Origin of the sequence: Phaeobacter sp. A36a-5a (genome assembly GCF_037911135.1) — a bacterium.
GTDB lineage: Bacteria > Pseudomonadota > Alphaproteobacteria > Rhodobacterales > Rhodobacteraceae > Phaeobacter > Phaeobacter bryozoorum.
On the sequence record NZ_JBBLYU010000001.1, the window covers coordinates 1640460 to 1665600 of the forward strand.

23 protein-coding genes are annotated in these 25141 nt (G+C 61.2%); 14 read left to right on the forward strand and 9 right to left on the reverse strand.

Annotated elements, in window-relative coordinates; genetic code table 11:
* Positions 1–51 precede the first annotated feature (51 nt).
* The 4 genes from WLQ66_RS07610 to WLQ66_RS07625 all read left to right on the forward strand — a co-directional run bounded on the left by WLQ66_RS07610 (position 52) and on the right by WLQ66_RS07625 (position 5129).
* Complete coding sequence (locus tag WLQ66_RS07610; protein ID WP_340545744.1) at positions 52–1383, forward strand: DUF5930 domain-containing protein; 1332 nt, start codon at positions 52–54, stop codon at positions 1381–1383.
* Positions 1373–1915, forward strand: coding sequence for a bactofilin family protein (locus WLQ66_RS07615; protein ID WP_340545745.1), 543 nt, complete (start codon positions 1373–1375; stop codon positions 1913–1915). The genes WLQ66_RS07610 and WLQ66_RS07615 overlap by 11 nt, the downstream gene beginning before the upstream one ends.
* A 247-nt stretch (positions 1916–2162) precedes the next feature.
* Positions 2163–3407, forward strand: a complete 1245-nt coding sequence (locus tag WLQ66_RS07620) for a calcium-binding protein (RefSeq protein ID WP_340545746.1) — start codon at positions 2163–2165, stop codon at positions 3405–3407.
* 225 nt (positions 3408–3632) lie between these two features.
* A complete protein-coding gene (locus WLQ66_RS07625; protein ID WP_340545747.1) occupies positions 3633–5129 on the forward strand; it encodes a calcium-binding protein in 1497 nt (498 codons plus the stop codon).
* Positions 5130–5217: 88 nt separating this feature from the next.
* Here WLQ66_RS07625 and WLQ66_RS07630 read toward each other — a convergent pair whose 3' ends face one another.
* The 3 genes from WLQ66_RS07630 to WLQ66_RS07640 all read right to left on the reverse strand — a co-directional run bounded on the left by WLQ66_RS07630 (position 5218) and on the right by WLQ66_RS07640 (position 7480).
* Positions 5218–6150 carry a DUF3179 domain-containing protein gene (locus WLQ66_RS07630; protein WP_340546322.1) on the reverse strand — a complete coding sequence of 311 codons (933 nt, stop codon included), beginning with the start codon at positions 6148–6150 and terminating at the stop codon, positions 5218–5220.
* 279 nt (positions 6151–6429) lie between these two features.
* Positions 6430–6981 carry a peptidylprolyl isomerase gene (locus WLQ66_RS07635; RefSeq protein WP_340545748.1) on the reverse strand — a complete coding sequence of 184 codons (552 nt, stop codon included), beginning with the start codon at positions 6979–6981 and terminating at the stop codon, positions 6430–6432.
* Positions 6974–7480: a peptidylprolyl isomerase gene (locus WLQ66_RS07640; RefSeq protein WP_340545749.1), complete on the reverse strand. Its 507-nt coding sequence runs from the start codon at positions 7478–7480 to the stop codon at positions 6974–6976. Before WLQ66_RS07640 ends, WLQ66_RS07635 begins: the two co-directional genes overlap by 8 nt.
* Before the next feature lie 193 nt (positions 7481–7673).
* Here WLQ66_RS07640 and WLQ66_RS07645 point away from each other — a divergent pair, with 193 nt between their 5' ends.
* From WLQ66_RS07645 to WLQ66_RS07665, 5 genes are all read left to right on the forward strand, one after another.
* Complete coding sequence (locus WLQ66_RS07645; protein WP_340545750.1) at positions 7674–8864, forward strand: phosphoglycerate kinase; 1191 nt, start codon at positions 7674–7676, stop codon at positions 8862–8864.
* Between the two features lie 256 nt (positions 8865–9120).
* Complete coding sequence (locus WLQ66_RS07650; protein WP_340545751.1) at positions 9121–9420, forward strand: FtsB family cell division protein; 300 nt, start codon at positions 9121–9123, stop codon at positions 9418–9420.
* 303 nt (positions 9421–9723) lie between these two features.
* The gene (pdhA, locus tag WLQ66_RS07655; RefSeq protein WP_340545752.1) at positions 9724–10737 is read left to right on the forward strand and encodes a pyruvate dehydrogenase (acetyl-transferring) E1 component subunit alpha; all 1014 of its coding nucleotides are present in this window, start codon (positions 9724–9726) and stop codon (positions 10735–10737) included.
* Between the two features lie 16 nt (positions 10738–10753).
* Positions 10754–12139, forward strand: a complete 1386-nt coding sequence (locus WLQ66_RS07660; protein WP_340545753.1) for a pyruvate dehydrogenase complex E1 component subunit beta — start codon at positions 10754–10756, stop codon at positions 12137–12139.
* A gap of 12 nt (positions 12140–12151) precedes the next feature.
* Positions 12152–13489, forward strand: coding sequence for a pyruvate dehydrogenase complex dihydrolipoamide acetyltransferase (locus WLQ66_RS07665; RefSeq protein WP_340545754.1), 1338 nt, complete (start codon positions 12152–12154; stop codon positions 13487–13489).
* 298 nt (positions 13490–13787) lie between these two features.
* On the opposite strand, the gene WLQ66_RS07670 is transcribed toward WLQ66_RS07665, so the two are convergent.
* The gene (locus WLQ66_RS07670; protein ID WP_340545755.1) at positions 13788–14678 is read right to left on the reverse strand and encodes a GlxA family transcriptional regulator; all 891 of its coding nucleotides are present in this window, start codon (positions 14676–14678) and stop codon (positions 13788–13790) included.
* A 180-nt stretch (positions 14679–14858) separates the two neighbouring features.
* Between WLQ66_RS07670 and WLQ66_RS07675 the strand changes: the two genes are divergently transcribed.
* Genes WLQ66_RS07675 through WLQ66_RS07685 form a run of 3 tightly spaced genes read left to right on the forward strand, consistent with a single transcriptional unit; the run spans position 14859 to position 18144 of the window.
* The gene (locus tag WLQ66_RS07675) at positions 14859–15869 is read left to right on the forward strand and encodes an extracellular solute-binding protein (RefSeq protein ID WP_340545756.1); all 1011 of its coding nucleotides are present in this window, start codon (positions 14859–14861) and stop codon (positions 15867–15869) included.
* Positions 15866–16681, forward strand: a complete 816-nt coding sequence (locus WLQ66_RS07680; RefSeq protein ID WP_340545757.1) for an MBL fold metallo-hydrolase — start codon at positions 15866–15868, stop codon at positions 16679–16681. Before WLQ66_RS07675 ends, WLQ66_RS07680 begins: the two co-directional genes overlap by 4 nt.
* The gene (locus WLQ66_RS07685; RefSeq protein WP_340545758.1) at positions 16678–18144 is read left to right on the forward strand and encodes a sulfatase-like hydrolase/transferase; all 1467 of its coding nucleotides are present in this window, start codon (positions 16678–16680) and stop codon (positions 18142–18144) included. Before WLQ66_RS07680 ends, WLQ66_RS07685 begins: the two co-directional genes overlap by 4 nt.
* A 722-nt stretch (positions 18145–18866) precedes the next feature.
* On the opposite strand, the gene WLQ66_RS07690 is transcribed toward WLQ66_RS07685, so the two are convergent.
* The 5 genes from WLQ66_RS07690 to cuyA form a co-directional block, all read right to left on the reverse strand.
* Positions 18867–19595, reverse strand: coding sequence for an amino acid ABC transporter ATP-binding protein (locus WLQ66_RS07690; protein ID WP_340545759.1), 729 nt, complete (start codon positions 19593–19595; stop codon positions 18867–18869).
* A complete protein-coding gene (locus tag WLQ66_RS07695) occupies positions 19592–20248 on the reverse strand; it encodes an amino acid ABC transporter permease (RefSeq protein ID WP_340545760.1) in 657 nt (218 codons plus the stop codon). The genes WLQ66_RS07690 and WLQ66_RS07695 overlap by 4 nt, the downstream gene beginning before the upstream one ends.
* A gap of 3 nt (positions 20249–20251) precedes the next feature.
* The gene (locus WLQ66_RS07700) at positions 20252–20968 is read right to left on the reverse strand and encodes an amino acid ABC transporter permease (protein ID WP_102855941.1); all 717 of its coding nucleotides are present in this window, start codon (positions 20966–20968) and stop codon (positions 20252–20254) included.
* A 71-nt stretch (positions 20969–21039) separates the two neighbouring features.
* Positions 21040–21903, reverse strand: a complete 864-nt coding sequence (locus WLQ66_RS07705; RefSeq protein ID WP_102884510.1) for an amino acid ABC transporter substrate-binding protein — start codon at positions 21901–21903, stop codon at positions 21040–21042.
* 34 nt (positions 21904–21937) lie between these two features.
* Positions 21938–23011 (reverse strand): D-cysteate sulfo-lyase, encoded by a 1074-nt coding sequence (gene cuyA / locus WLQ66_RS07710; RefSeq protein WP_102855939.1) that lies wholly within the window; start codon positions 23009–23011, stop codon positions 21938–21940.
* 102 nt (positions 23012–23113) lie between these two features.
* On the opposite strand from cuyA, the gene WLQ66_RS07715 reads away from it, so the two are divergent.
* Both WLQ66_RS07715 and WLQ66_RS07720 read left to right on the forward strand, forming a co-directional pair.
* Complete coding sequence (locus WLQ66_RS07715; protein WP_102884511.1) at positions 23114–24001, forward strand: LysR family transcriptional regulator; 888 nt, start codon at positions 23114–23116, stop codon at positions 23999–24001.
* Between the two features lie 222 nt (positions 24002–24223).
* Complete coding sequence (locus WLQ66_RS07720) at positions 24224–25132, forward strand: LysR substrate-binding domain-containing protein (protein WP_158525096.1); 909 nt, start codon at positions 24224–24226, stop codon at positions 25130–25132.
* Positions 25133–25141: the final 9 nt, after the last annotated feature.

The following is a 25141-nucleotide window of genomic DNA, read 5'->3' on the forward strand; positions in this document are numbered from 1 at the left end:
GGAGCGCCGGTACAGGCAGTGCGACAACTGGGGCAGGACAAGGACCAAAGCGTGCGAACACGTCTGGCAATCAAAATTCACGCATTTCTTGAACGTCGTTTCCCGGAGCGACGTGTGTTCCTCAAATCCGACACGGATACCCGTTTCATCCGGCTGCGCTCCGAAACCCAGCTCATCGCCTTTGCCGGCATGGCGCTGCTGGTGGCCTGGTCCATCGTCGCCACCGCCATCGTGCTGATGGACAGCATCGGCTCCGGCAATTTCCGCGAACAGGCCAAGCGCGACCAGATGACCTATCGTGCGCGGCTCAATGCGCTGTCGAGCGAGCGCAACGACCGCGCCGCCGAGGCGCTGGCCGCCCAGGAACGGTTCAACGCCGCTCTGACGCAGATTTCCTCCATGCAATCCGAGCTGCTGGCCTCCGAGACCCGCCGCCGTGAGCTGGAAACCGGCATCGAGGTGATCCAGACCACTCTGCGCCAGACCATGAAGGATCGCGAAGCCGCCCGCGACGCCCTCGCCGCGCTGAAACAGGAAACCGCCGCCGACAGCCCGGCCCAGCTGATGGCCGTCAGCGCGCCCGTGCAGATGGAATTCATGGCCGAGGCGCTGGCCGAAACCGCCGCGGAGCGTGACCAGATCGAAGCCAATGCCCAATCCGCGCTTGAACAGCGCGACGCGCTGGAGCTGGAACTGCGGCTGATGGATGAGCGCAACGATCAGATCTTCCGCCAGCTGGAAGAGGCGATGGAAGTCTCCGTCGCCCCCCTCGACAAGATGTTCCGCAGCGCCGGAATGCCCACCGACCGTATCCTTGAACAGGTTCGGCGCGGTTACAGCGGTCAGGGCGGTCCGCTCAGCCCTTTAGCCCTGTCCACGCGCGGTGAGGAACCCACCCGCGAAGAGCGCAGAGCCAACGACCTGCTGCACCAGATGAACCAGCTGAACCTTTATCGGCTGGCCGCGCAGAAGGCGCCTTTCGCCTCGCCGGTGAACCTCAACCTGGTGCGCCGCAGCTCCGGCTTTGGTTATCGTCGCGACCCCAAAACCGGCGGCCGCCGCCTGCACAAAGGCTCCGATTTCGCCGGACAGACCGGCACCGATATCTTTGCCACCGCCGATGGCGTGGTGACTCATGCCGGCTGGCAATCCGGCTACGGAAAACTTGTGACAATTCAACATGCCTTTGGCATTGAGACGAAATATGCCCATAATTCGAAACTCCGCGTGAAGGTCGGTCAAAGGGTCTCGCGCGGGGATCACATTGCTGATATGGGTAACACCGGACGGTCCACCGGGACCCACCTCCACTACGAGGTTCGGGTCAATGGCAACCCCGTAAACCCGATGATCTATATCAAGGCTGCGAGAAATGTTTTCTAAAAGCAAAATCAACGAGCCCGGCCAGAAAGCGGCCGAAGCAACCCCTGCGGCACCTGCGCCGTCTTCCGCTCCGGTTCCGCCCGCCAGCGATTTCAAGGCCACCGCGCCCAAGGCCAAGCCACCGGCCTCCGTGCTCAGCTCGGATCTGCACATCACCGGCAACCTCAAGACCACCGGCGATATCCAGGTCGAAGGCACCGTCGAAGGCGATATTCGCGCCCATCTGCTGACCATTGGCGAAAGCGCCACCATCAAGGGCGAAGTGACCGCCGATGACGTGGTGATCAATGGACGCATCGTCGGTCGTGTGCGCGGCCTGAAGGTGCGCCTGACCTCGACCGCCCGCGTCGAAGGCGACATCATCCACAAGACCATCGCAATCGAAAGCGGCGCCCATTTCGAAGGCTCCGTGCAGCGTCAGGACGACCCGCTGAACCCCGGCAAAGCCGCAGCGCCCCGCGCCGCAGCCCCGGCACCGGCCCCCTCCGCCGCCGTCTCCGCAGCCACCGCCGCGCATAAAGCCGAGGGCTGATCCGAGCCTTCCATTGGCCGTATCGACAAAAAATCAACGCCGCAGGTTCCGCCTGCGGCGTTTTTGCTGCGCCATGGTCATCTGCCCGTCTGACCCGACTATCCCAGCATGCGGACGCGACGTCGCCCGGTGAATGCAGCGCGATTCTTAGGCGCGGATCTTGCAGGCATAGGTTGCTCACTGTACGAGACCGTTAAAGTTGCAGGCATTTGGTCTGCTGCATCTCTCATCAGGATCTCTTTCTGTTATGGCAATTTTTACTGTAAATGATCCCACCGGAACGCTGACCCTGGATGGCATCAACGATCTTGGGTATTCAGGTCTCAGCCTGAGTAGCCGAACCAGCAACCGGCTGTACTTTACCTCCCCCAGTGATACCTCGGTCACCCTGACCGGAACCTTCGCCTCATCCTCTCCCTACCTGTGGACCGTGAACTCCATGTCCGTGGCGACCGGCAGGACAACGGTCTATTCCTTCAGCGAATTTTCGATGAACTTCTATCGGTTCGCCTCGTCCAGCGGCAGCGCTCTCGAAGCTGCGCTGCTGACCGGTGATGATACCATCACCTCCAACATGACCGAGGGCAACCGCTGGCTGGCCTATGGCGGCGACGATGTCATCAGCCTTGGCACCGGCAATGACTATGTAAATGGCGGCACTGGCACCGATCGTTTGATCATCAACGACAATTTTGGCCGCGCTTCCGCGTCGTCCTTCTATGGAACCATCACGCTGGAGTCCGCCGATGGCCGCGACACGCTGGTGTCGATCGAACAACTGCAATTTGCCAACCGCAGCTTCGCGCTGCGCACCGGCAGCAGTTTCGACAACACGCTGAGCGGCGATCAGGATGCCCAGCTGACCAGCGACATGATGCTTGGTGGACGTGGCGCCGATACGCTCTCTGGCCTCTCCGGGCGCGACATGCTGCTGGGCGAAGAAGGCAACGATCGCCTGCTCGGCGGCACGGGCCATGACACGCTGAAAGGCGGCGATGGGGATGATCTCCTGCTTGGCGGCACCGGGCGTGACTGGCTGGCTGGCGATCTTGGCGACGATATTATCGTCGGCGGGTCCCACGGTGACAAACTCATCGGCGGCGGCGGGAATGACCAGCTGCGCGGTCAGTCAGGTCACGACCTCCTGCGCGGCAACTCCGGCCAGGATACACTCCTGGGCGGCCAGGGAGACGACCGCCTCTATGGTGATGGCGGCAGCGACCGGCTGATCGGTCAGGAGGGTGACGATACGCTGACCGGCGGCGCTCACGCCGATACCTTTGTCTTCCATCGTGGCTATGGCAGCGATGTCATCACCGATTTCACCCTCGGCGAGGATCTTATTCAGATCGGGCGTGGCGCGGATGGGGTCGAGGATCTCACCTTCACCCAGCTGGGCGCCGATGTTCAGATTGCCTTTGCCGATGTCACCATTCTGGTCGAGAACAGCACGCTTGAGCAGATCGAGGCGGCGGACAATTTCCTCTTCTGAGCGATATCGCAGATCAGCACTGACCAAGGGCGCCCCCAATCGGGGCGCCTTTTTCAATACCGCAGGCGACAAGTCCGCCGTGCACACGGTGCAGAGTTTTCGCAACAGAATTAACAAAGGTTAATTATTCGTTAACCCGAGACTTCCCCGATCCAGACCCGCCCCCTAGGTTTCCGACAAAAGCATCAAAAAGATGCAACGGGCATTCAGGCAGCAGGTCAGACCATGGCAGAGCTTTTTGTAGCGGCCGCGTCAAATATGGCGCCGCCGTTTGATTTCAATGACTTCGACTTTACCAAAGTGGCTGTTCTCAGCACATCCGAGACCCAGATCGCCGTGCAATACCGCGACTTTGTGCTGGTGTTTCAGGGCAGGTTCACCTTTGACGAGACCGGCAATCTGACTGCGGACAGCCCGCTCAACAGCTTTGCCCTGTTCCACCACCAGACCCTGATCCTGTCGGTCAGCGGCTTCAGCCTGCCCTCGCAGATGATTGCCACCAGTGACCTTTATTCGCTGCTGGCACTGGCGCTGGCGGGCGATGACACCATCACCTCGGCCTGGAACGGTGGCGAGCGGATCCAGGGGTTTGGTGGCAACGACACCATTCAGGCAGGCGGCGGCAATGATACCATCATCGGCGGCCCCGGCGAGGATGAGCTGCGACTGGCGGAGGGGATCACCAGCTACAGCTTTGCCTTTGACGACATCGCAGGCGCGCAGCTCACGACGCGGGCCGGACAGGACCTGCTGCTCAGCGTGGAGACGGTGCGCCTCGCCACCCAGACCCTGCATATTCAGGAAGGCGGCAGCGCCGACGATATCCTGACCACCCGAAACGCGGCGGAGAGCAACAGCTCCGACATGATCCATGGCCGGGGCGGCAATGATAGCATCACCGGCGGCGCGGGCAAGGATTTCCTGCTGGGCGGCACCGGCGCCGACACCCTGTCGGGCGGGCGCAACAATGATTTCCTCGACGGCGAGCTGGGGGACGATCACCTCTCCGGTGAGGCCGGTCACGACAACCTGCGTGGCAGTCTTGGCAATGACACGCTGATCGGCGGCGCTGGCAATGACACCCTGCGTGGCGACAACGAGATTGGCCCGGCCGAAAATGCCAATGACCTGCTGATTGGCGGCAGCGGCCACGACAGCCTTGACGGCAACGCAGGCCACGACACGCTGAGGGCCGGTAGTGGCGCCGATACGCTTGATGGCGGCGACGGCAATGACCGGCTTGACGGTGGCAACGGGCGCGATCTGATCACCGGCGGGACCGGCGATGACAGCCTGACCGGTGGGCGCGGCAATGACACGATGACCGCCGGTACCGGCAGCGACCGGCTCAGCGGCGGCGGTGGCCACGACGTGATGCGCGGCGATGCCGGCGATGATCTCCTGCTGGGCGGGCGCGGGCATGACACGCTGTTTGGCAGCGACGGCGCCGACCGGCTCATCGGTCAGTCCGGCCATGACCGCCTGACCGGCGGCAGCGGTGCCGACAGTTTTGTCTTTGGCCGTGGTTCCGGTCAGGACACCATCACCGATTTCCGCCTTGGCGAGGATGTGATCGAGATCACCCGCGGTGCACCCCGCATCGATCACCTTGGATTTGCACAGCTCGGCGCGGATGTGCGCGTCACCTTCGCCAATGTCTCCCTGCTGGTCGAAGACGTGACCGTCGATCAGCTAATGGACACCGATAACTTCCTGTTCTGATTAGATACCGCTCTCAGAATATGGCTATGGGCGCGCCTTCGCCGGTGCGCCCTCTTTTTCGGGCAGAACTCGGTTGTGCATCGCCCCCTCACTCCAGCATCCAGCGCCCCTTGGGCCAGAAAGCATGATAGGCAAAGGCAAACATCACATCATGGGCCAGATCCGCACCGTTCTGTCCCCGCACCCGCACCGATCCAACGTCGCGCCCCTTGCCCAGCTGCCCGGCATCCAGCGCCGAGGCCTGCCCGGCCCGCCAGCTGAGGACCACCCCCGCCTCGCGGATTTCCCCGGCCTTGGCCAAGCGCGCCAGGGGCCAGGCCCGGTCCCCCACCCGCACCACGCGCGCCAGCGGCGCGATACCATGGGGCGGCGGCGCGCCATCATATAGAAACGGCCAGTTCGACCGGTCATAGCCCTGATAGGGATTGCGGCCATAGCTGCGGTTGTGGCGTGGCTCAGCCATCACCAGACCCTCTGGGTAGGCGGCGCGAAATGCCTGCCAGCTGTCCAGCCAGCTCGGCAGCTGCCGCAGCTCCCGGCCCGTCATTTCGCCCACGATGCCGGTGCCCGTGGCCTGCTGCCACCAGCTCTCGCTCTCGCGGTCATACATCACCATATCGGACTGGCGCAGCTTGCCGGTGACGCCAAAGCTCAGGGTGCGGCCAGCCACCCGCCGGTCAAAGCTCATGGCGGAATTGCACAAGGGACAATAGGTGATCGCAACCGGCGTGCCACCGACCCGGTCATTGACGATTTCATGCCAGATCAGATAGCGCAGCGGATAGGCCCGCGCCGCCTGTCCGGGCAGATCCAGCACCACCACCGGTTCGGCGGGGCTCAGCCCCGTCACCTGCGCCGCGGGGTGAAACGCCGGATCGCTCAGCGCCGGAATGCCATCCTTTGGCGGACCACCGGATTTGATCTCATCCCAGCTGGCCACGGCGGAGCGGCTGAAATCGGTCTGCGGCCACTCCCGCGCCCATTGCGCCGGATCAGCCGCCGCCGCAACAGCGCCCAGCATCACCAGCAAAGCCGCCAGCACAGCGCCGACCGTCCCGACGCGCAGCGGATCCCGTTTCCCTATCGCCAGCCGTGACATCTCTGCGCTCCCCCTTGACTTGCGACCAGCTTCGCAACTGATCTTGAGGCGCACAGCCTGCCGCAAAATCCCCTCACATGCACCGCACAAGCCCGTGACAGGCGTGCGTATCCCTGGCTGAAACGGCAAACGGCCCGCACCACGCAGGGTACGGGCCGTTGCAATATATATCAGGTCAATCCGGCAGGCCGGATCGCAGGATCACTCAGTCACTGTGACGGTTTTCATCACATCGGGCTGGCCGACAACGGCGCCGTTCTGACTGCTGCTGCCGCGCTTGATCGCGTCAACCACATCCATGCCCTCGGTCACCTTGCCCACAATGGTGTACTGACCATTGAGGAAATGCCCCGGCGCAAACATGATGAAGAACTGCGAATTGGCGCTGTCGGGATCCTGTGAGCGGGCCATGCCGACGACACCGCGATCGAACTCCAGATCGGAGAATTCGGCCGGCAGGTCCGAGCGCTCGGAACCGCCCATGCCTGCGCGGCGCATATCGCCACCCAGCTTGCCGAATTCCACATCACCGGTCTGCGCCATAAAGCCTTCGATCACGCGGTGAAACACCACGCCATCATATTTGCCCTCGGCTGCCAGCGCAGTGATCTGCTCGACATGTTTGGGGGCCACATCCTCGAACAGGTCGATCTTGATGGTGCCATTGGCGCCCTCGCCTTCGACCGCGATCTCCAGACCGCTGGCCAGCGCAGGCCCCGCCATCAGCGCAAATACCGCTGCCAGCTTATACATCGGCTGCCACCTTGACGCTGATCATGCGGTCGGGGTTCGCAGGCGGCTCGCCACGGGTGATCGCATCGACATGTTCCATACCTTCGATCACGCGGCCATAGACCGTGTACTGACCGTTCAGGAAATGGTTGTCCTTGAAGTTGATGAAGAACTGCGAATTGGCCGAATCCGGGTTGGCGGAGCGCGCCGCGCCCAGCGTGCCACGGTCATGCGGCAGCTTGGAGAATTCCGCCGGCACATTCGGCAGGTCAGAGCCGCCGGTGCCTGCCATGCGCAGGTTGAACCCGTCTTCCATATCGCCGTGCTGCACGTCGCCGGTCTGCGCCATAAAGCCGTCGATCACCCGGTGAAACGCCACATTGTCATATTCACCGCCACGGGCCAGCTCTTTCATGCGTGCGCTGTGCTGGGGGGCCACATCGGGCAGCAGCTCGATCACCACCTTGCCGTCTTTCAGCTCCATGATGATGGTGTTTTCGGGATCCTTGATCTCGGCCATGTGGCCCTCCTGTGCTTTGCATTCGCCCGATAGTTAAGCCCCGCGCCGCCGATTGCCAAGGGAGCTTTGGTCACGGAGCATTGACTGGGCGGCAAAAAGCCCCGAAACATCGCGCCAACAGCGCCAGCCCGCCTCCGCGCGACTGGCCTCGCACAGCACGACCAACACACGCGACCAACAGAAGGATATGATCATGGGCTGGACCGCACTCGACAAGATGGACCTGGCAGGCAAGCGCGTTCTGGTGCGCGTCGATATCAATGTCCCGGTCGAGGATGGCCGCGTCACCGATGACACCCGCATTCAGCGCGTCGCCCCAACGGTCAAGGATATCCTCGCCAAGGGCGGCACCCCGATTCTGCTGGCCCATTTCGGCCGCCCCAAGGGCAAGGTTGTCGCAGAGATGTCGCTGCGCCCGCTGGTGCCAGCACTTGAGGCCGCGTTCGACGCGCCGGTGACCTTTGCCGCCGATTGTCGCGGCCCCGCTGCCGAGGCCGCGCTGGCGGGCCTGCCCGCAGGTGCCGTGCTGCTGCTGGAAAACACCCGCTTCCACGCGGGCGAGGAGAAGAATGACGCCGCTCTTGCGGCTGAGATGGCCCAGCTGGGCGATATTTATTGCAACGATGCGTTCTCCGCCGCCCACCGCGCCCATGCCTCGACCGAGGCGCTGGCCCGTCTGCTGCCCGCCTGCGCTGGTCGTCTGATGGAGGCTGAGCTGACAGCGCTTGACGCAGCCCTCGGCCAACCCCAGCGCCCGGTCACCGCCGTGGTTGGCGGTGCCAAGGTCTCCACCAAACTGGAACTGCTGGGCAACCTCGTCGGCAAGGTCGACAATCTGGTGATCGGTGGCGGCATGGCCAATACCTTTCTCGCCGCACAGGGCATTGATGTGGGCAAATCGCTTTGCGAGCACGATATGGCCGACACCGCCCGCGAGATCCTGACCAAAGCCGAGGCCGCAGGCTGCAAGATCATCCTGCCCGTCGACGTCGTCGTCGCACGCGAATTCAAGGCCGGGGCCGACAATGAAACCGTCGCCGCCGACGCCTGCCCCGCAGATGCGATGATCCTCGACGCAGGCCCGCAGACTGTCGCTGCCGTCGCCGATACACTCTCCGCCTCCAAAACGCTGATCTGGAATGGCCCCATGGGCGCCTTTGAAATCGCGCCCTTCGATGCCGCCACCAATGCCGCCGCACAACAGGCCGCCGCGCTGACCAGATCCGGTGCGCTGGTCAGCGTCGCGGGGGGCGGCGATACCGTTGCGGCCCTCAATCAGGCCGGGGCTGCGGCTGATTTCACCTATATCTCCACCGCGGGCGGTGCCTTCCTGGAATGGATGGAGGGCAAGACCCTGCCCGGCGTCGCCGCACTGGAGGGCTAAGCCGAATCTGCCACCTGTCGCAGGCCGGAGGCCGGTATCGCCGCCAAAAGGTTAAGATCGCGGTGACCCGCAAGATCCGTTAACCACTTGTTAACACCTCGCACCCCTGCCATCCGGTTGGGGTGCGTTTTTGCGTCAGAATGTTCATAATTAACAATTTTCACCTTTCACAAACCATGATGCCTGTGGCAGTATTGTTGCAGACGCCGGGTAAACCGGCGCGAGACTTGAGCAGCAGATCATACAGGCCATCACCGTGACCCGAACCAATCGACCCTCTTTGGGTGCATTCGTCTTTTCCACGATTGCATTCGCGCTGAGCGCATATTTCACCTTCGCTGCCGTGCAGGGGGATTTCGGGTTGTTCAGGCGGGTCGAGATCCAGGCCGAAGTGGAAGCGCTGCGTCAGGATCTCGACCAGCTGAAGCGTGAGACCGCGCAGATGGAGAACCTCACCCACCGGCTGTCCGATGATTACCTCGATCTGGACCTGCTGGATGAACAGGCCCGCTCCGTTCTGGGCCTGCTGCGCTCGGATGAAATCGTCATCCGCTAAACAGCCGCCCCGGCGCAGACCGCTCTGAAACATGTGATCGCCCGCAGCCTCGCTCGCGGGCGTTTTGCTGTCCGGCGGGCGCAAGGCTGCGCCGCGCGATGCCAGCCGATACCCCACGCCGCAGGCCAGCCCCCGATCAGCCCTCAGGTCAACGCCCCGGAACACCGCTGAAACACTGGTGAAACACCATCGCCTTTACCCCTTGGTGACGGCACGTCATAATAACACTCGCATGACGTAACAAAATCCATTATGAACTAGTTTAGCATTAAACTATCTAGCCTTAAGGGGGAGCCCGCCACTATGGCTGCGAGAAAAAGTGTCAAGAAACCAAACGTTTCTGCCGAAGAGCTACTCGAGTACTACCGCGAGATGCTGCTGATCCGGCGATTCGAGGAAAAGGCCGGCCAGCTCTATGGCATGGGTCTGATTGGCGGCTTCTGCCATCTCTACATCGGACAGGAAGCGGTTGTTGTCGGCCTTGAGGCCGCCGCCGAAGAGGGCGACAAACGCGTCACCTCCTACCGCGACCACGGCCATATGCTGGCCTGTGGCATGGACCCCAACGGCGTCATGGCCGAGCTGACCGGCCGCGAAGGCGGCTACTCAAAGGGCAAAGGCGGCTCGATGCACATGTTCTCGAAAGAGAAACACTTCTACGGCGGCCACGGCATCGTCGGCGCGCAGGTACCACTGGGCGCAGGCCTCGCCTTCTCCGACAAATACAAAGGCAACGACCGCGTGACATTCGCCTATTTCGGTGATGGCGCCGCCAACCAGGGTCAGGTCTACGAGACCTACAACATGGCCCAGCTCTGGGATCTGCCGGTCGTCTTCGTGATCGAGAACAACCAATACGCCATGGGCACCTCGGTGCAGCGCTCGACCAAATCCCCCGCCCTGTGGAAACGCGGCGAAGCCTACGGCATCAAGGGCGAGGAAGTGGACGGCATGGATGTGCTGGCCGTGAAAGAGGCTGGCGAACGCGCCGTCGCCCACTGCCGCGCAGGCAAAGGCCCCTATATCCTTGAGGTCAAGACCTACCGCTACCGTGGCCACTCCATGTCCGACCCCGCCAAGTACCGCACCCGCGAAGAGGTGCAGAAAATGCGCGAGGAACGCGATCCCATCGAACAGGTCCGCGACATGCTGCTCACCGGCAAACATGCAAGCGAGGACGACCTCAAGGTGATCGACAAAGAGATCAAGGACATCGTCAACAAATCCGCAGACTTCGCCAAGGAGAGCCCGGAACCGGCGCTCGATGAACTCTGGACCGATATTTATGCGGATGAGCTGCCGCAAGAAACCGCCTGAGGGGACGTAATACGATATGGCAACTGAAATCCTGATGCCCGCCCTGTCGCCGACCATGGAGGAAGGCACCCTGGCCAAATGGCTGGTCAAAGAGGGCGATACAGTAAATTCCGGCGATATTCTGGCCGAGATCGAAACCGACAAGGCGACGATGGAATTCGAAGCCGTTGACGAAGGCGTCATCGGCAAGATCCTGATCGGTGAAGGCACCGAGAACGTAAAGGTCAACAGCCCGATCGCCGTGCTGCTGGAAGAGGGCGAAAGCTACGACCCCGATGCGGCCCCCGCAGCATCCGCGCCCTCCACAAGCGAAGCGCCGGCGGCAGAGGCACCTGCGGCGCCCGCAACCGCCGCCGCTGCTGCCGCAGCCCCCGCCGCACCCGAGGTGGACACCACCCCGGACTGGCCCGAGGGCACCGAAGTGGTGCAGACCACGGTCCGCGAAGCCCTGCGCGACGCCATGGCCGAGGAAATGCGCCGCGACGGCGATGTCTTCCTGATGGGCGAGGAAGTCGCCGAATATCAGGGCGCCTATAAGATCTCTCAGGGTCTGTTGGACGAATTCGGCTCCAAGCGCGTGATCGACACCCCGATCACCGAACATGGTTTTGCCGGCATCGCCACCGGTGCGGCCTTTGGCGGTCTGCGCCCGATTGTGGAGTTCATGACCTTCAACTTCGCCATGCAGGCGATTGACCACATCATCAACTCTGCCGCCAAGACGCTCTATATGTCCGGCGGTCAGATGGGGGCACCGATGGTGTTCCGTGGCCCCAACGGTGCCGCTGCCCGCGTGGGCGCGCAGCACAGCCAGGATTACGCCGCCTGGTACATGCAGATCCCCGGCCTGAAGGTGGCGATGCCCTACTCCGCCTCCGACGCCAAGGGTCTGATGAAAACCGCGATCCGCGACAACAACCCGGTGATCTTCCTCGAGAACGAGATCCTCTACGGCAAATCCTTTGAAGTGCCGAAGCTGGATGATTACACCGTTCCCTTTGGCAAGGCCCGGATCTGGCGGGAAGGCACTGACGTCACCATCGTCTCCTTTGGCATCGGCATGACCTATGCGCTGGAAGCGGCGGAGAAACTGGCCGAGGATGGCATCAGCGCCGAGGTCATCGACCTGCGCACCCTGCGCCCGATGGACACCGGCTCCATCATCAAATCGGTGATGAAGACCAACCGTCTGGTTACAGTTGAGGAAGGCTGGCCGCAGGGCTCTGTTGGCAGCTATATCTCCTCTGTGGTGATGCAGGAGGCCTTTGATTACCTCGATGCCCCGGTGATCACCTGCACCGGCAAGGACGTGCCCATGCCCTATGCCGCCAATCTCGAAAAACACGCGCTGGTCACCACCGATGAGGTGATCGAAGCGGTGAAACAAGTGACCTACCGGTAAGGAGAGACAGCGATGCCCACAGAAATCCTGATGCCCGCCCTCTCTCCCACCATGGAGGAAGGCACGCTCGCCAAATGGCTCGTGAAGGAAGGCGACACCGTCGCCTCCGGCGACCTGCTGGCAGAGATTGAAACCGACAAGGCGACGATGGAATTCGAAGCCGTCGACGAAGGGGTGATCGGCAAGATCCTGATCCCCGAAGGCAGCGAAGGCGTGAAGGTCAACAGCCCCATCGCCGTGCTGCTGGAAGAGGGCGAAAGCGCCGACGACATCGGCGCCACCCCGGCTGGCCCCGCCGCCGCGGCAGACGAGGCCGCCCCGGCGGCGTCCGAGGAAGCCGCCCCGGCCTCTTCCCCGGCGCCGGCAGAGGCCGCCGCTGCGGCAACACCCGCGCCCGCAGCCCCGCAGGGCGCCGATGGCAACCGCATCTTTGCATCACCCCTGGCGCGCCGTATCGCAGCTGACAAAGGGCTGGATCTGGCCGCCATCTCCGGCTCCGGCCCCCGTGGCCGCATCGTGAAGGCCGATGTGGAAAACGCCAGACCGCAGGCCGCCGCCGCCCCGGCAGCAACCACTCCGGCAGCCGCCGCAGCCCCTGCCGCAGCCGCCGCCGCCACAGGCCCCTCCGCCGATCAGGTCGCCCGCATGTACGAAGGCCGCAGCTATGAGGAGGTCAAACTGGACGGCATGCGCAAGACCATCGCCGCCCGCCTCACCGAGGCCAAGCAGACGGTGCCGCATTTCTACCTGCGCCGCGACATCCAGCTGGATGCCCTGCTGAAATTCCGCGGCGAGCTGAACAAACAGCTCGAGGGCCGTGGCGTCAAACTCTCGGTCAACGACTTCATCATCAAGGCCTGCGCCCTGGCGCTGCAGGCCGTGCCGGATGCCAATGCCGTCTGGGCCGGTGACCGCGTACTGAAGATGGAGGCCTCCGATGTGGCGGTCGCCGTCGCGATCGAGGGCGGCCTGTTCACACCCGTTCTGCAAAACAGCGAGACCAAATCACTCTCGACGCTGTCGACGGAGATGAAAGACCTCGCCAAACGCGCCCGCGACCGCAAGCTTGCGCCGCATGAATATCAGGGCGGCAGCTTTGCGATCTCCAACCTCGGCATGTTCGGCATCGACAATTTCGACGCCATCGTGAACCCGCCGCACGCAGGCATCCTTGCCGTCGGCGCAGGGGTGAAGAAACCGGTTGTCGGTGCGGATGGCGAACTGGCCGTGGCCACCGTCATGTCGGTGACCATGTCCGTCGACCACCGCGTCATCGACGGCGCACTTGGCGCCGAACTGCTGAACGCGATCAAGGACAACCTTGAAAATCCGATGATGATGCTGGCCTAAACCGCCACAGGTCAACGGACAAGCATAAGGAAAGGACCGGCGCAGCGCTCCGGTCCTTTTTTGTGGAGCGGGTGCCTTGTTTTGTGGAACGGGTGCCTTGCTCAAAAGGCCACTTAAGCCTCCCGCACGCGGGCGCAGCTGGACGGCTGCCAGAGACAGCAAAGCGCAGGAAGCGTCATTTGCAAACTCGGCCGTTTGAAGCAACCATGCTGCGGCGCGGCCCGCTGTTCCGGTCATTCGCTGCGACTGCGAGGTGTTGGACCTGGTGAATTCACACACAGCGGGATTTTTCTGCCATTCATTCTTTTTGCTCGAGTGGCTGCTTTTGGAGTGTCCGGTACTTCCCCGGCCTCATTCTAAAATGCGCATTGAAGGCTTTTGAAAAATGGGGGGTGCTTCGGTAGCCGCTTGCTTCCGCGATATCCGGCAAGCTCTTGGAGGAAGACTTCAGCAGGCCGGCGGCGTAGTTCAGCCGGATCCGGGCTGACAGCTCGCCTGGGGTGCAGTCGAACACAGCGCGGGTCAGCCGTGAAAGCGTCCGGCTGGAGGTAGCGATTGCGGCGCAAATCTCGTCCAAGGGCCTTGGGGCTGAGAGGGTCTGCTCGACCAGCTGAATATAGCGGGCGAGCCGCGGGTCGAGACTTTCCAGCGAACCTTTTAGTCCAATGGATGCAGCAAAGGTTTCCGAACGCTCAGGTTTGAGCAGCACATGCCTGCGGACGTTCTCGGCGATTGCAGGGTCGAAGGCCTGCGACAGCAGCTCAAGCATCAGGTCTGTCACCGCATCTCCGCCGACACAGGTTGCAATCCGCTGGTCGATCAGAAAGGGCCGGAATGTGAAACAGGTTTCGGCAAACGCAGTTTCCAGTGCTGGAAGCTGCGCCGGATGTGCCACAGCCCGCCTGCCCGCCAGCAATCCCGCCTGGCCCAGGGCGAAGATACTGGTGCCAAGGCCAATGACCCAGCCGCCATGGCGGTGGCATTCCCGCAGACCGGCCAGAAGGGCCGCTGGGGCGCCTTCCGAACCCGGATCACGGGACGAACAGACGAACACATAATCGGCCCGTGAAATCACCGGCCAGCCGTGATCAGCGAGGACCACCGCACCGCAGGAACTGCGCACCGGACCCGAGTTGGAGGCAGCGGTAGCCACGTCGACCTGTACGTTGCTGCCGGTGTCATTGGCCATGCGGATCAAGTCACGCGCGATTCCGTAGCCAAAAAGTGAAAACCCGGTGTGAACGGCAAAGACTGCGAGCTTCTTAGGAGGCATTGGCGGTATTCCATATCATTTCGGCAGGATACCGCATCAGCGAGGCCCCGGGCCATGCAAATCTTGTGCCTGACTTCTTTCGAGGCGGGCTGGATCATGCTGAAAATTCTAGGCTGGCAAGGATATGACACGGGCCTGAGCAAGGCCTTTGACAGCTTCACCAGGGACAGCGGAATTGCCGTTTCGTTCCGAGGGGTGCGCAACCAAGACGAGATGCACGCGGCGACGCAGTCCGAAGACTTCGATATCGCCTGCCCGACCACCGACAGGCTGGCCAGCTGGCTTGACAGCGGGCTGATCGCCCCTCTGGATGACGGCCGGATCGGCTATGGGCGGATTGATCCGGCCTTTCATGCCGATGCCCATACGGTCATTCAGGGCAAGCGCTATGGTTCACCCAATCTCTGGGGCGGGGCCGGCATCGGGCATCATACCGGCAAAGCGCCGCTTGACGGGGCAGAGGCCAGCCTGATGAAGTTGTTTGACCCCGCTTTCGCCGGGCGGCTTACCCTGCGCGAGGACACGGCCTTTGTCGCCGCCGGGCGGGCGCTCGAAAGTGCCGGGAAGCTGCCGTTCCCGTTTGACGATTCCTATGCGTTTGAGGAGCGGATGATTGCCAATTACGATGTCATCTGCGCCTTTCTTTGCGGGCATGCAGCCCATATCGCTCGCTTCTGGTTCAGTGAAGAGGAGGGCATTGACGCGTTCCGATCCGGCGGGTGCGTGATCGGCTACAGTTGGGACACGACAATAGCGGCCCTGACGCGGCAGGGAATGCCATTTGCCTTTGCCGCCCCGGCGGAGGGCGCAAACTGCTACCTGCAGAATTTTGTCCTGAGCGCCAGGGCTGACCCGGGCCCTGCGCAGGACTGGATATCCTGGGTCAACACTCCAAGCGGTTCTGCATTGTATGCCTCAGCCTTTGGGGCCAACCCGGCGGCAAAGGGTGCACGAGAGGTGCTGCCGCCGGAGGATCAGGCGTTCTTTGCGGCCAGCTATCCGGACAACGCCCTGGACAAGCTTTGGTGGCAGCCTGAGCAACCTTTGTGGTTTGTGAAAAACCGCGGCGATTACGCCCGGAAATTCCGCGCGGCTGTCGAAGGATGACAGGCTGGCCGGTGCAAAGGGTTGAGGTTGGGGCGCTGCGTATCACGGTCCTGCCCCTGGGTGAAATCTATGACGAACAGCGCCGCTGGTTTCCGACGGGCTCGCTGGCTGTTGCGGGCGGCGAAACACGGCTGCCGGTGAACTGCCTGCATATCGGCGGGCCTGACATTTCGGTTCTGATCGATGCCTGCGATCCCCGGTGCTACCCGGAAACCGGATCTGCAGGCGGCAGCATCGGGCAGCGCCTGGAGGAGGCCGGAATTTCCCCGGGGCGTGTCACCCATATCCTTTTGACACATGGGCATCACGACCATTTCTGCGGTGTGGCCGGCCCCGGTAATGAACCTGCCTTCCCAACGGCGCGGCATGTTCTTCCGCCGCAAGACTGGGCCGGCGGCACGCTGACACCTGAAGCGCAACGGGCCGATGGCGATGCCGCCGACCCTGCGTCACTTGAAATGCTGTACCGGCGCGGATTGCTGGACCTGGGTGAAAGCGCCGTACCCTTGCCGGAGGAAATCCGCCTGCTCGACGCCCCGGGTGAAACCGCGGGCCATCGCGTGGTGCGTGTTTCCTCGGACGGCGAGGTCCTGTTTTTTCTGGCAGATCTATTTCATGTGCGGGCCGAGATTGACAACCCCGCCCTGTGCCCCGTCTGGGCGGATGCGGCCGCGCTGAAGGCAAGCCGCCGCCGGATCCTATCCGCCATGCGCCGCGACAACGCGCGTTTTTTGTGCAGCCACATTTCGGGCGTTCTGTCCCCGGATCTCTTTCCCGATTTCTCAACCAGCCCCTGCGAGACCTCTGCATGACCAAGACAAAACAACCGAACATCCTGCTGATCATGGCCGATCAGATGACGCCCTTCATGCTTGAGGCATGCGGCGGCACTGGCGCGAGGACGGCAAACATGACCGCGCTGGCCCGGCGTTCGGCCAATTTCACCAATGCCTATACGCCCAGCCCGATCTGCGTGCCCGCGCGGTCCTGTTTCATGACCGGGCTCTATACCTCGACCACCGGCTGTTATGACAATGGCGACCCCTATCACAGTTTCATCCCGACCTTTGCGCATTACCTGACCAATGCCGGGTATGAGACGGTTTTGGCAGGCAAAATGCATTTCATCGGCGCCGATCAGCTGCACGGGTTCCAGCGCCGCCTGAATACGGACGTTTATCCGTCGGGGTTCATCTGGTCCTACCCGCTGCCTCCGGAAAACGATCCGAACTTCAAAGCCTTTGACTTCACCCCGCAATACCTGGCCGAAAACATCGGGCCGGGTTGGTCGAAGGAGCTTCAATATGACGAAGAGACCCATTTCAAGTCGCTGGAGTTTCTGCGCAACGCCCCGGGCAATCCCTGGCTGCTGACAGTCTCTTTTACCAACCCCCATCCGCCCTACAAGGTCCCTAAGAAGTACTGGGAGAGGTACAAGGATGCAGATATCCCGCTGCCTGACTATCCTGATGACATGGATGCCAGGTATTCTGACTATGATCTCGCTTTGCGCCGCTGGCACGGGCTGCATATCCGGAGCGATGAGATCCGCGATCCGGCAAACCTGATTGCGATGCGCCGCGGCTTTGCCGCCTTGGCCCATTATGTAGACGACAAAATCGGCGAGCTTCTGGAGGTTCTCGAAGACAGCGGCCTCCGCGAAGAAACGATCGTCATCGTCACATCGGATCACGGTGAAATGCTGGGGGAAAAGGGCATGATCCAGAAAAGGGGCCTATATGAATGGTCCGCCCGGATCCCGATGTTCATAGACATTCCGGGGGCTGAGCCCCGGCAAATCGGCACACCGGTTTCCTTGCTGGATCTGCCCGCAACCCTGATTGATATCGCCGGGCAGGAACCGGTGCGGCGGCTGGAAGGCCGATCCCTGCTGCCTGCCATTCACGGGGCCGGTCTTGATGTCATTCCGGTGATTTCCGAATACCACGGCGAAGGGATCATGCGCCCCAGCTTTATGGTGCGGCTGGGCGACTGGAAGTATCATTACTGCCACGGCTCAGCGCCGCAGCTATACAACCTGGCGGAAGATCCCGGTGAATGGAACAACCTGGCAGGCGATCCCGGTTATACCAAAATCGAAGCTAGGCTGAACCGCGAAATCACCGGCGGCTATTTCGATCTGGAGAAAATCAAATCCGACGTCTGGGACCGGCTTGCCATGAAACAGGTGGTCAATGATGCAATGAAGGCAAACGGTACGGCCTGGGATTATTCAGCGGCCCAGGACGCGGCGTCCCAATACGTCCGCACCTGAAACACGGGGCAACCGGCTTTCACGGTCGAAATTCGCAGCAAAATAGCGATGCGGCCATTCGAGCTGATTGCAGCACCGGTAGATATGGGCTCACTACCGACTTGCGGCGATGCGGCGGCAGGGTTGCAGTAGATCTCGTACCACATTCAAGCTACCAGATGACACCAGCCAGCCCAAAGCAGACGGCCGTGCCAGGCCCGGCGCTGGTATCGCCGCAGGTGCAAAGGTCTGGGGCCAAATTCCCGGAAGCGGACGCTCGGCAGGGCCAAGTTGCTTCATGGGATTCTGCGGGTTGCACCGGAGGCGGCGGAGCGCAGTTAGTGACCATTGCAAAATCTCGGGGGCTGGCAGTCGGACGGCGATCCCATGCTGCACGAGCAATGAAAGGAGCAGACCTTCGCCGCAGGTGCAGCCACCAACCATCATCGAACGGAAGGGATGCGGGACAAAACCGACCTTGGGTTCTTCCTGTTCGCTGACGCAGCATGGCTTTGCACACGCGGCGGACTCCTCGCTGCATTGCAGCCCTTGTCATTGAAGCGGTCATCTAAAATCACCTAAAGTGCAACTCATATCCGCCCTTTTCGCAGCGACTGGTCTATACAATGACGAGGTGAAATAATCTTGTCTGCACGAAACCTCACGACGATACCCGGAAAGTTGCTGTTCGAACTTGCGCCAAAAACTCAAGACACCTGCCGGTAAAATCTCGCCGGGCAAGCTTAGTGATTCAGGATCTTGCTCAGGAAATCTTGTGCCCGTTCGCTTTCAGGGTCTCCGAAGAACTCCTCAGTAGCGCGGTCCTCAACAACCTTGCCGGCGTCCATGAACACCACCCGGTCCGCAACCTTGCGGGCAAAGCCCATCTCGTGGGTCACAACCATCATCGTCATGCCGTCTTGCGCCAGTTCGACCATCACATCCAGCACCTCGTTGATCATCTCCGGGTCAAGGGCTGATGTAGGCTCGTCAAACAGCATCGCAATCGGATCCATCGCCAGCGCCCGGCTGATCGCCACCCGCTGCTGCTGGCCGCCAGAGAGCTGGCCGGGAAACTTCTCGATATGCGGCAGCAAACCGACCCGGCCGATCAGGGCCTCGGCCTTGGCGTTGGCTTCGTCGCGCGAGCGGCCCAGAACCTTCTGCTGGCCCAGGCACAGGTTTTCACGCACGCTCATATGCGGGTAGAGCTCAAAATGCTGGAACACCATACCGATCCGCGCCCGCAGCTTTGTCAGATTGGTGCCCTTGGCGGTGACCTCCACGTCCTCGACCCGGATGCGGCCCACTTGAACCGGCTCCAGCCCGTTCACGCATTTGATCAGGGTCGACTTGCCGGAACCGGACGGCCCGCAGACCACTACGACTTCCCCCTTGGCGACATGGGTGGTGCAATCGGTCAGCACCTGGAAGTCGCCGTAGCGTTTGGAAATGTTTTCGATGCTGATCATGCGGTTCTGGCCTTCTGAAGGCGCCGGACCAGAAGCGAGCCGGCGAAGCAAATGGTGAAGTAGACAAGGGCGGCGAAGATATACATTTCCGCCAGCCGGCCCTCGGTGCGGGCAACGATGGAGGAGGCGGTCATGAAGTCGCGCAGGCTGACGACAAAGACCAGGCTGGTGTCCTGGAACAGGATGATGCCCTGGGTGACCAGGATCGGGATCATGTTGCGGAACGCCTGCGGCAGCACCACATAGCGCTGGATCTGCCAGTAGCTGAGGCCGGTGGCCTGCCCCGCATGGACCTGCCCCTGGCGGACCGACTGGATGCCTGCGCGGATGATCTCCGAGTAATAGGCCGCCTCGAACATGACAAAGGCGATCAGCGCCGAGTAGAAGCCGCCGATCGGACGGCCCAGTGCCAGCGGCACCAGGAAGTAGAACCAGAAGATAACCAGGATCAGCGGCACCGAGCGGATCAGGTTCACATAGCCGGCGGCGGCAAGTGCAAGCGGGACGATGCCCGACAGCCGCATCATAGCGAGGCCCGTGCCCAGAATGATGCCGCCGATCACGGCCAGAAGGGTGAGCCACAGCGACAGCTGCAGCCCCTGCCACAGGAAAGGAAGGCTGTTCCAGATGACGGAAAGATCAAAATCACCCATGGCTCAGCCCTTTCCGACGAAACCCGGGATCCGGGTATATTTTTCAAGGGTCTGCGCAATCACGGTCGCACCAAGCGCAATGACCACATAGATGACGGTTGCGGCGGTAAAGGCCTCAAACCCCTGAAAGGTGTATTCGGCGATCTGCTGGCTTTGCGCGGTCAGTTCCAGCAGGCCGATGGTCAGCGCCAGCGAAGAGTTCTTGAAGATGGTCAGGAACTCGGAGGTCATCGGCGGCACGATAAGCCGGAAGGAAATCGGCAGCAGCACATAGCGGTAGGTCTGCGCGGTGGAGAAGCCGTTGGCGTAGGCGGCGCTGGTCAGGCCGGGGCCGACGGCGTTTATCCCGGCGCGGACCTGTTCCGCAACGCGGCTGGCGGTGTAGAGACCCAGGCCGATTACAGCCGTGACATACTCAGGGTTGGGCATGTCCCGCTTCATCCAGCGGCCCAGATCGTCGGGGACGATTTCGGGCATGACGAAGTACCACAGGAACAGCTGCACCAGAAGCGGCACGTTGCGGAAAAGCTCGACATAGGTGGTGCAGAGGGCGGCAACGGGCCGTGACGGCAGCGTGCGACCGACGCCGACAAGCACGCCCACGGCCAGAGCCAGCACCCAGGCTGCAAGCGCGACCGCAAAGGTCCAGCCCAGCCCTGATATCAGCCAGCCCAGGTACTCCTCTTCAAAGAGGACACCCCAGTTCCAGTTGTAATTCATGATTCAATACCCTGATGAAGCCGCCGGGCCCCTCGAATTGCGATGACCCGGCCGGCATGTGCGGCAAACCGTTACTCGGGCAGCGCGTTCAGCTGGAATGCGGCCTTCAGCAGGTCAGTCTGGGCAACGTCCAGCGGATCGAACCACTTGGCATAGATCCCGTTGATCTCACCCGAGCGGAATACTTCGGCCAGGGCCTTCTTGCCGATCAGTTCAAAGGCGCTGTCGTCGCGGCGCACCATCAGCGCATAAGGGTCGAAGGAAAGGAAATCGCCGACGACCGCAAATGCGTCTGGAGTCTTCGACTTGGCGATCAGCCCGAACAGGAGGATGTGATCGGTGGCATAGACGTCCACACGGTCGGTTTCCAGCGACAGCATGCCCTCGGCATGGTCGCGTACCGGGAGCACCTTCACATCCAGGCCCAGTTCTTTAATGGCCGCCTTGACTGCGCGCTCATTGGTGGTGCCCTGCGCCAGGGCAACGGCCTTGCCGTCCAGGTCCGCAACCGAGCTGATACCCGAGTCCTTGCGCACCATCAGCTTGGTTCCGGTGATGAAGGTGGTGGGCAGGTATTCCACCTGCTCCTGGCGGGTCAGGTTGTTGGTTGTTGAGCCGCATTCCAGATCGATGGTGCCATTGGCCATCAGCGCGATCCGGGTCTTCGGGTTCACCGGCACGTATTTGACCGACAGTTCCTTGCCCAGTTCCGCAGAGACCGCGTCAACCACCTTCATGCAGAGGTCGATCGAATAGCCGACCGGTTTCTGGTTTTCATCCAGATACGCAAACGGAACCGAGCTTTCGCGGTGCCCGATGACGATCTCGCCCGAGGCATCGATCTTGGCCAGAGTTCCGGTGCGGTCTTGGGCTGAGGCCGGAGCCGCCAGGGCCAAAGCAAAGGCCAAGGCGGCCGCTGGTTTCAGTAGTTCCATGTTTTTCTCCCTGTTGATTTGTCTTTTGCTTGCGTCAGGCTTGATAACCCGGCAGGCCGAAAATACCGGGGTATCCAAACAGCGCTGCGCTGCCGCCGGTGTGCAGGAAAACGATGTTCTCCATGCCGTCGAAATACCCCCTGCGGACCTGATCGATCAGGCCGTCGAGCCCCTTGCCCGAATAGACCGGATCAAACAGAAGCCCTTCGAGCCGGGCCAGCTTCAGAAGGGCCTCGCGCATGCCCTCGGTCGGCAGCCCGTAGCCTGGCCCCACATAATCGCAATTCGCCCGAACCGTGGCCCGGTCGATTTCAACCCCCATTCCAAGGTAATCCATGGTCTTGCAGGCCAGATCAAAGACCATGCTTTCCTGTTTCTCCTGCGGCGCGCGCACGCCGATCCCAAGCAGGTGAATATCGCTGGCCAGGCCTGCAAGGCCCGCCACCAGGCCCGCCTGGGTGCCGGAGCTGCCGGTGGCATGGACCAGCGCGCCGATCTTCAGCCCCATCGCCGCGGCCTGCTCCTCCAGTTCGGCGGCGCAATTCACATAGCCCAATGCGCCAACGCGGTTCGAACCGCCGCCTGGGATGATGTATGTCTTGCGGCCCTGATCCTGCAGCGCTTGGGCCAGGGTCTCCATCTCGGTATTCATGTCGGCGCCGCCAGCCCGCTTGGAGATGGTTGCGCCATGCAGCTGGTCCAAAAGCACATTGCCATTGAAATTATAGGCCTCTTCATTGGAACCTGTGCGGTCCTCCAGAAGGATATGGCAGTCCAGGCCCAGTTTTGCCGCTGCGGCTGCCGTCTGGCGGGCATGGTTGGATTGGGTGGCGCCCTGGGTGATTACCGTATCTGCACCCTGTTTCAGTGCCTCGGCCATCAGGAATTCAAGTTTGCGGGTCTTGTTGCCGCCCGATGCAAGACCCGTGCAATCGTCGCGTTTGACCCAGATGCGCGGCCCGCCCAGTTCTTCGCTCAGTCTGTCCAGTGGCTCCAGCGGAGTTAGCATATGGCCCAGCCGCACGCGCGGGAAGTTCTCAAGTGCGCGCTTTACCAGAATGAGGTTGCCATCCGCTGCAGTCGTGTCATCTGTCACTGCGCTGTTCATGCATTTTATCCCTTTTGCGTATCTTTTGTAAGGCTACCCGCTGCAGGAACTGCTGAATAATGCAAATATTGCAGGCTGCTCATACAAATTGTATGGGTGAGTATGGACACACGCCTTTTAGAAGATGCTCTGATCCTGCTGGAAGAACGCAGCCTGACTGCCGCGGCAGCCCGCAGGAACGTAACACAACCGGCCTTTTCCAGGCGCATACGGGCCTTGGAACATTGGATTGGCAAAAACTTGCTGACCCGCGAGGCCAACCGGGTAGAACTGTCCCCCACCTTGCTTCAAAGCGAGCCACAGATCCGGGCTCTGCTGGCACATCTGCGGCAATTGCATGGGCACCTGAAGAACTCGGAAGGCACTGGTGAGCCGCTGGTGCTGGCGACGCAGCACTCGCTGTCAGTGTCTGTTGTCCCAGAGATTCTCCGCAAGTTCCGCACCAGCGGTCGGACGCCGCAAATCCGGCTGCGGACGCAAAACCAGGTATCGGCCATGTCAACGTTTTTGCGCCACGAAGCCGATGTTCTTGTGAGCTATGAGTACCGCGAACTGCCGCAGGTGCCTTTTGACGATACCGTTGACCGTTGTGTCTGGCGGCGGGACACCCTGCTTCCCGTCGTCGGCGGCGCTCTGCGGCATGATCTCTTGGAAGGCCAGATACTGCCGCCGGATGCTCCCTGCATTGATTATCCTTCCGGTAGTTTCTTCGGGCAGATTGTTTCGCTGCATCAAAACAAGGCTGAACGTGCTTGGATAGGTAGGTCGACGGTGGAAAGCGCGTTTTCGGTGGGGATTTCTCAGATGGTTCTCGAAGGAACCGGCGCCGCTTGGGTGCCTCACTCCCTCATTCAGAACCACATCATTTCCGGCGATGCTGTCATTCTCTCCCCCGAGTACGGCCGTCTGCCACTGGATATCGTTCTTTATACCCATGTGTCCAATCCGCGCGGAGCACTTTTCCGGAAATCAGTTGCTGACCTGGATTGACTGGAGCTTGAAACGCCAGCGGCAGCCGTCATCCTCGCTTGCTCCTGGAAAAGCCGACTATCATGCATCAGCAATGAGAAAGCGATTTGAGGTGTACCCTTTGTCCGCACAAGGGGAAAAAGGCGAAACCTCAGACTGAACTTTGCAACCACCATGCAAAGTTTGCAATGCCATCTATCTTCCTTCGCCGCTACACTCCATTGCATCCTAGGGAGAACTGGAATGGAAATTGATTGGCTGGAGGATTTCCTGGCGCTGTCCTCGGCGGGAATCTTTGCTAAGGCCGCCTATGCCAGAAATATCAGTCAGTCTGCATTTACGCGCAGAATCAGAAACCTGGAGCACTGGGTGGGAGCGGACCTTTTTGACAGAAGCGTGCATCCGGTGGTTCTGACACCAGCGGGAGAAGCCTTTCGAGCAACAGCCTATGAGACTGTGTGTTCCCTTCGCCTTGCCCGTGAAGACCTGAAACTGCTTACAAGGCGTGCGGGTGACGTAATAAACATTTCCGCTCTGCATACACTTGCCATTTCATTCACCCCTGCGTGGCTAAAAACAATCTCGGCTGCAATAGGCCCGATCAACACCAGGTTTGCGGTTGAGAATTTCTCTGACTGCGTGGAAACGCTAATGGCCGGAACTACAGATTTCATGCTGTGCTATGATCATCCGTCCATTGCGACCATGTCCAATGACGACCGTTACCCTTCGGTCAAGATCGCGGATGACAGGCTTGTAGCCGTGTCCGGCACCGACAAATCCGGCAACGCGCTCTACCGTTTCGACCAGCAAGGTAAACTGCCTTTCCTGGCCTATTCCCCAGAGAGCTTTCTTGGACGGCTAAGCGAAATCTCAATCAAGCGGGCTGGGGTGGCAGAAAAACTGGAAATCCGCAGCGAAAACTCGGTGGCTGAGGCTCAGAAAGCAGCCTGTGCGGAAGGACTGGGAGTGGCCTGGCTGCCCAAAATGACAATACTGCCGATGTTAGATGACGGTAAACTCGTGCGAATCAGCGACGATGCTTCTGAACGCAGTATGTCCATCAAACTGTACCGCTCGATCGAAAGAAGCCGCCCATCCGTTGAGCGCTTCTGGAAGCTAGCAGAAAGTGCTGGCGTTCCGGCACGCTAGCACATTGCT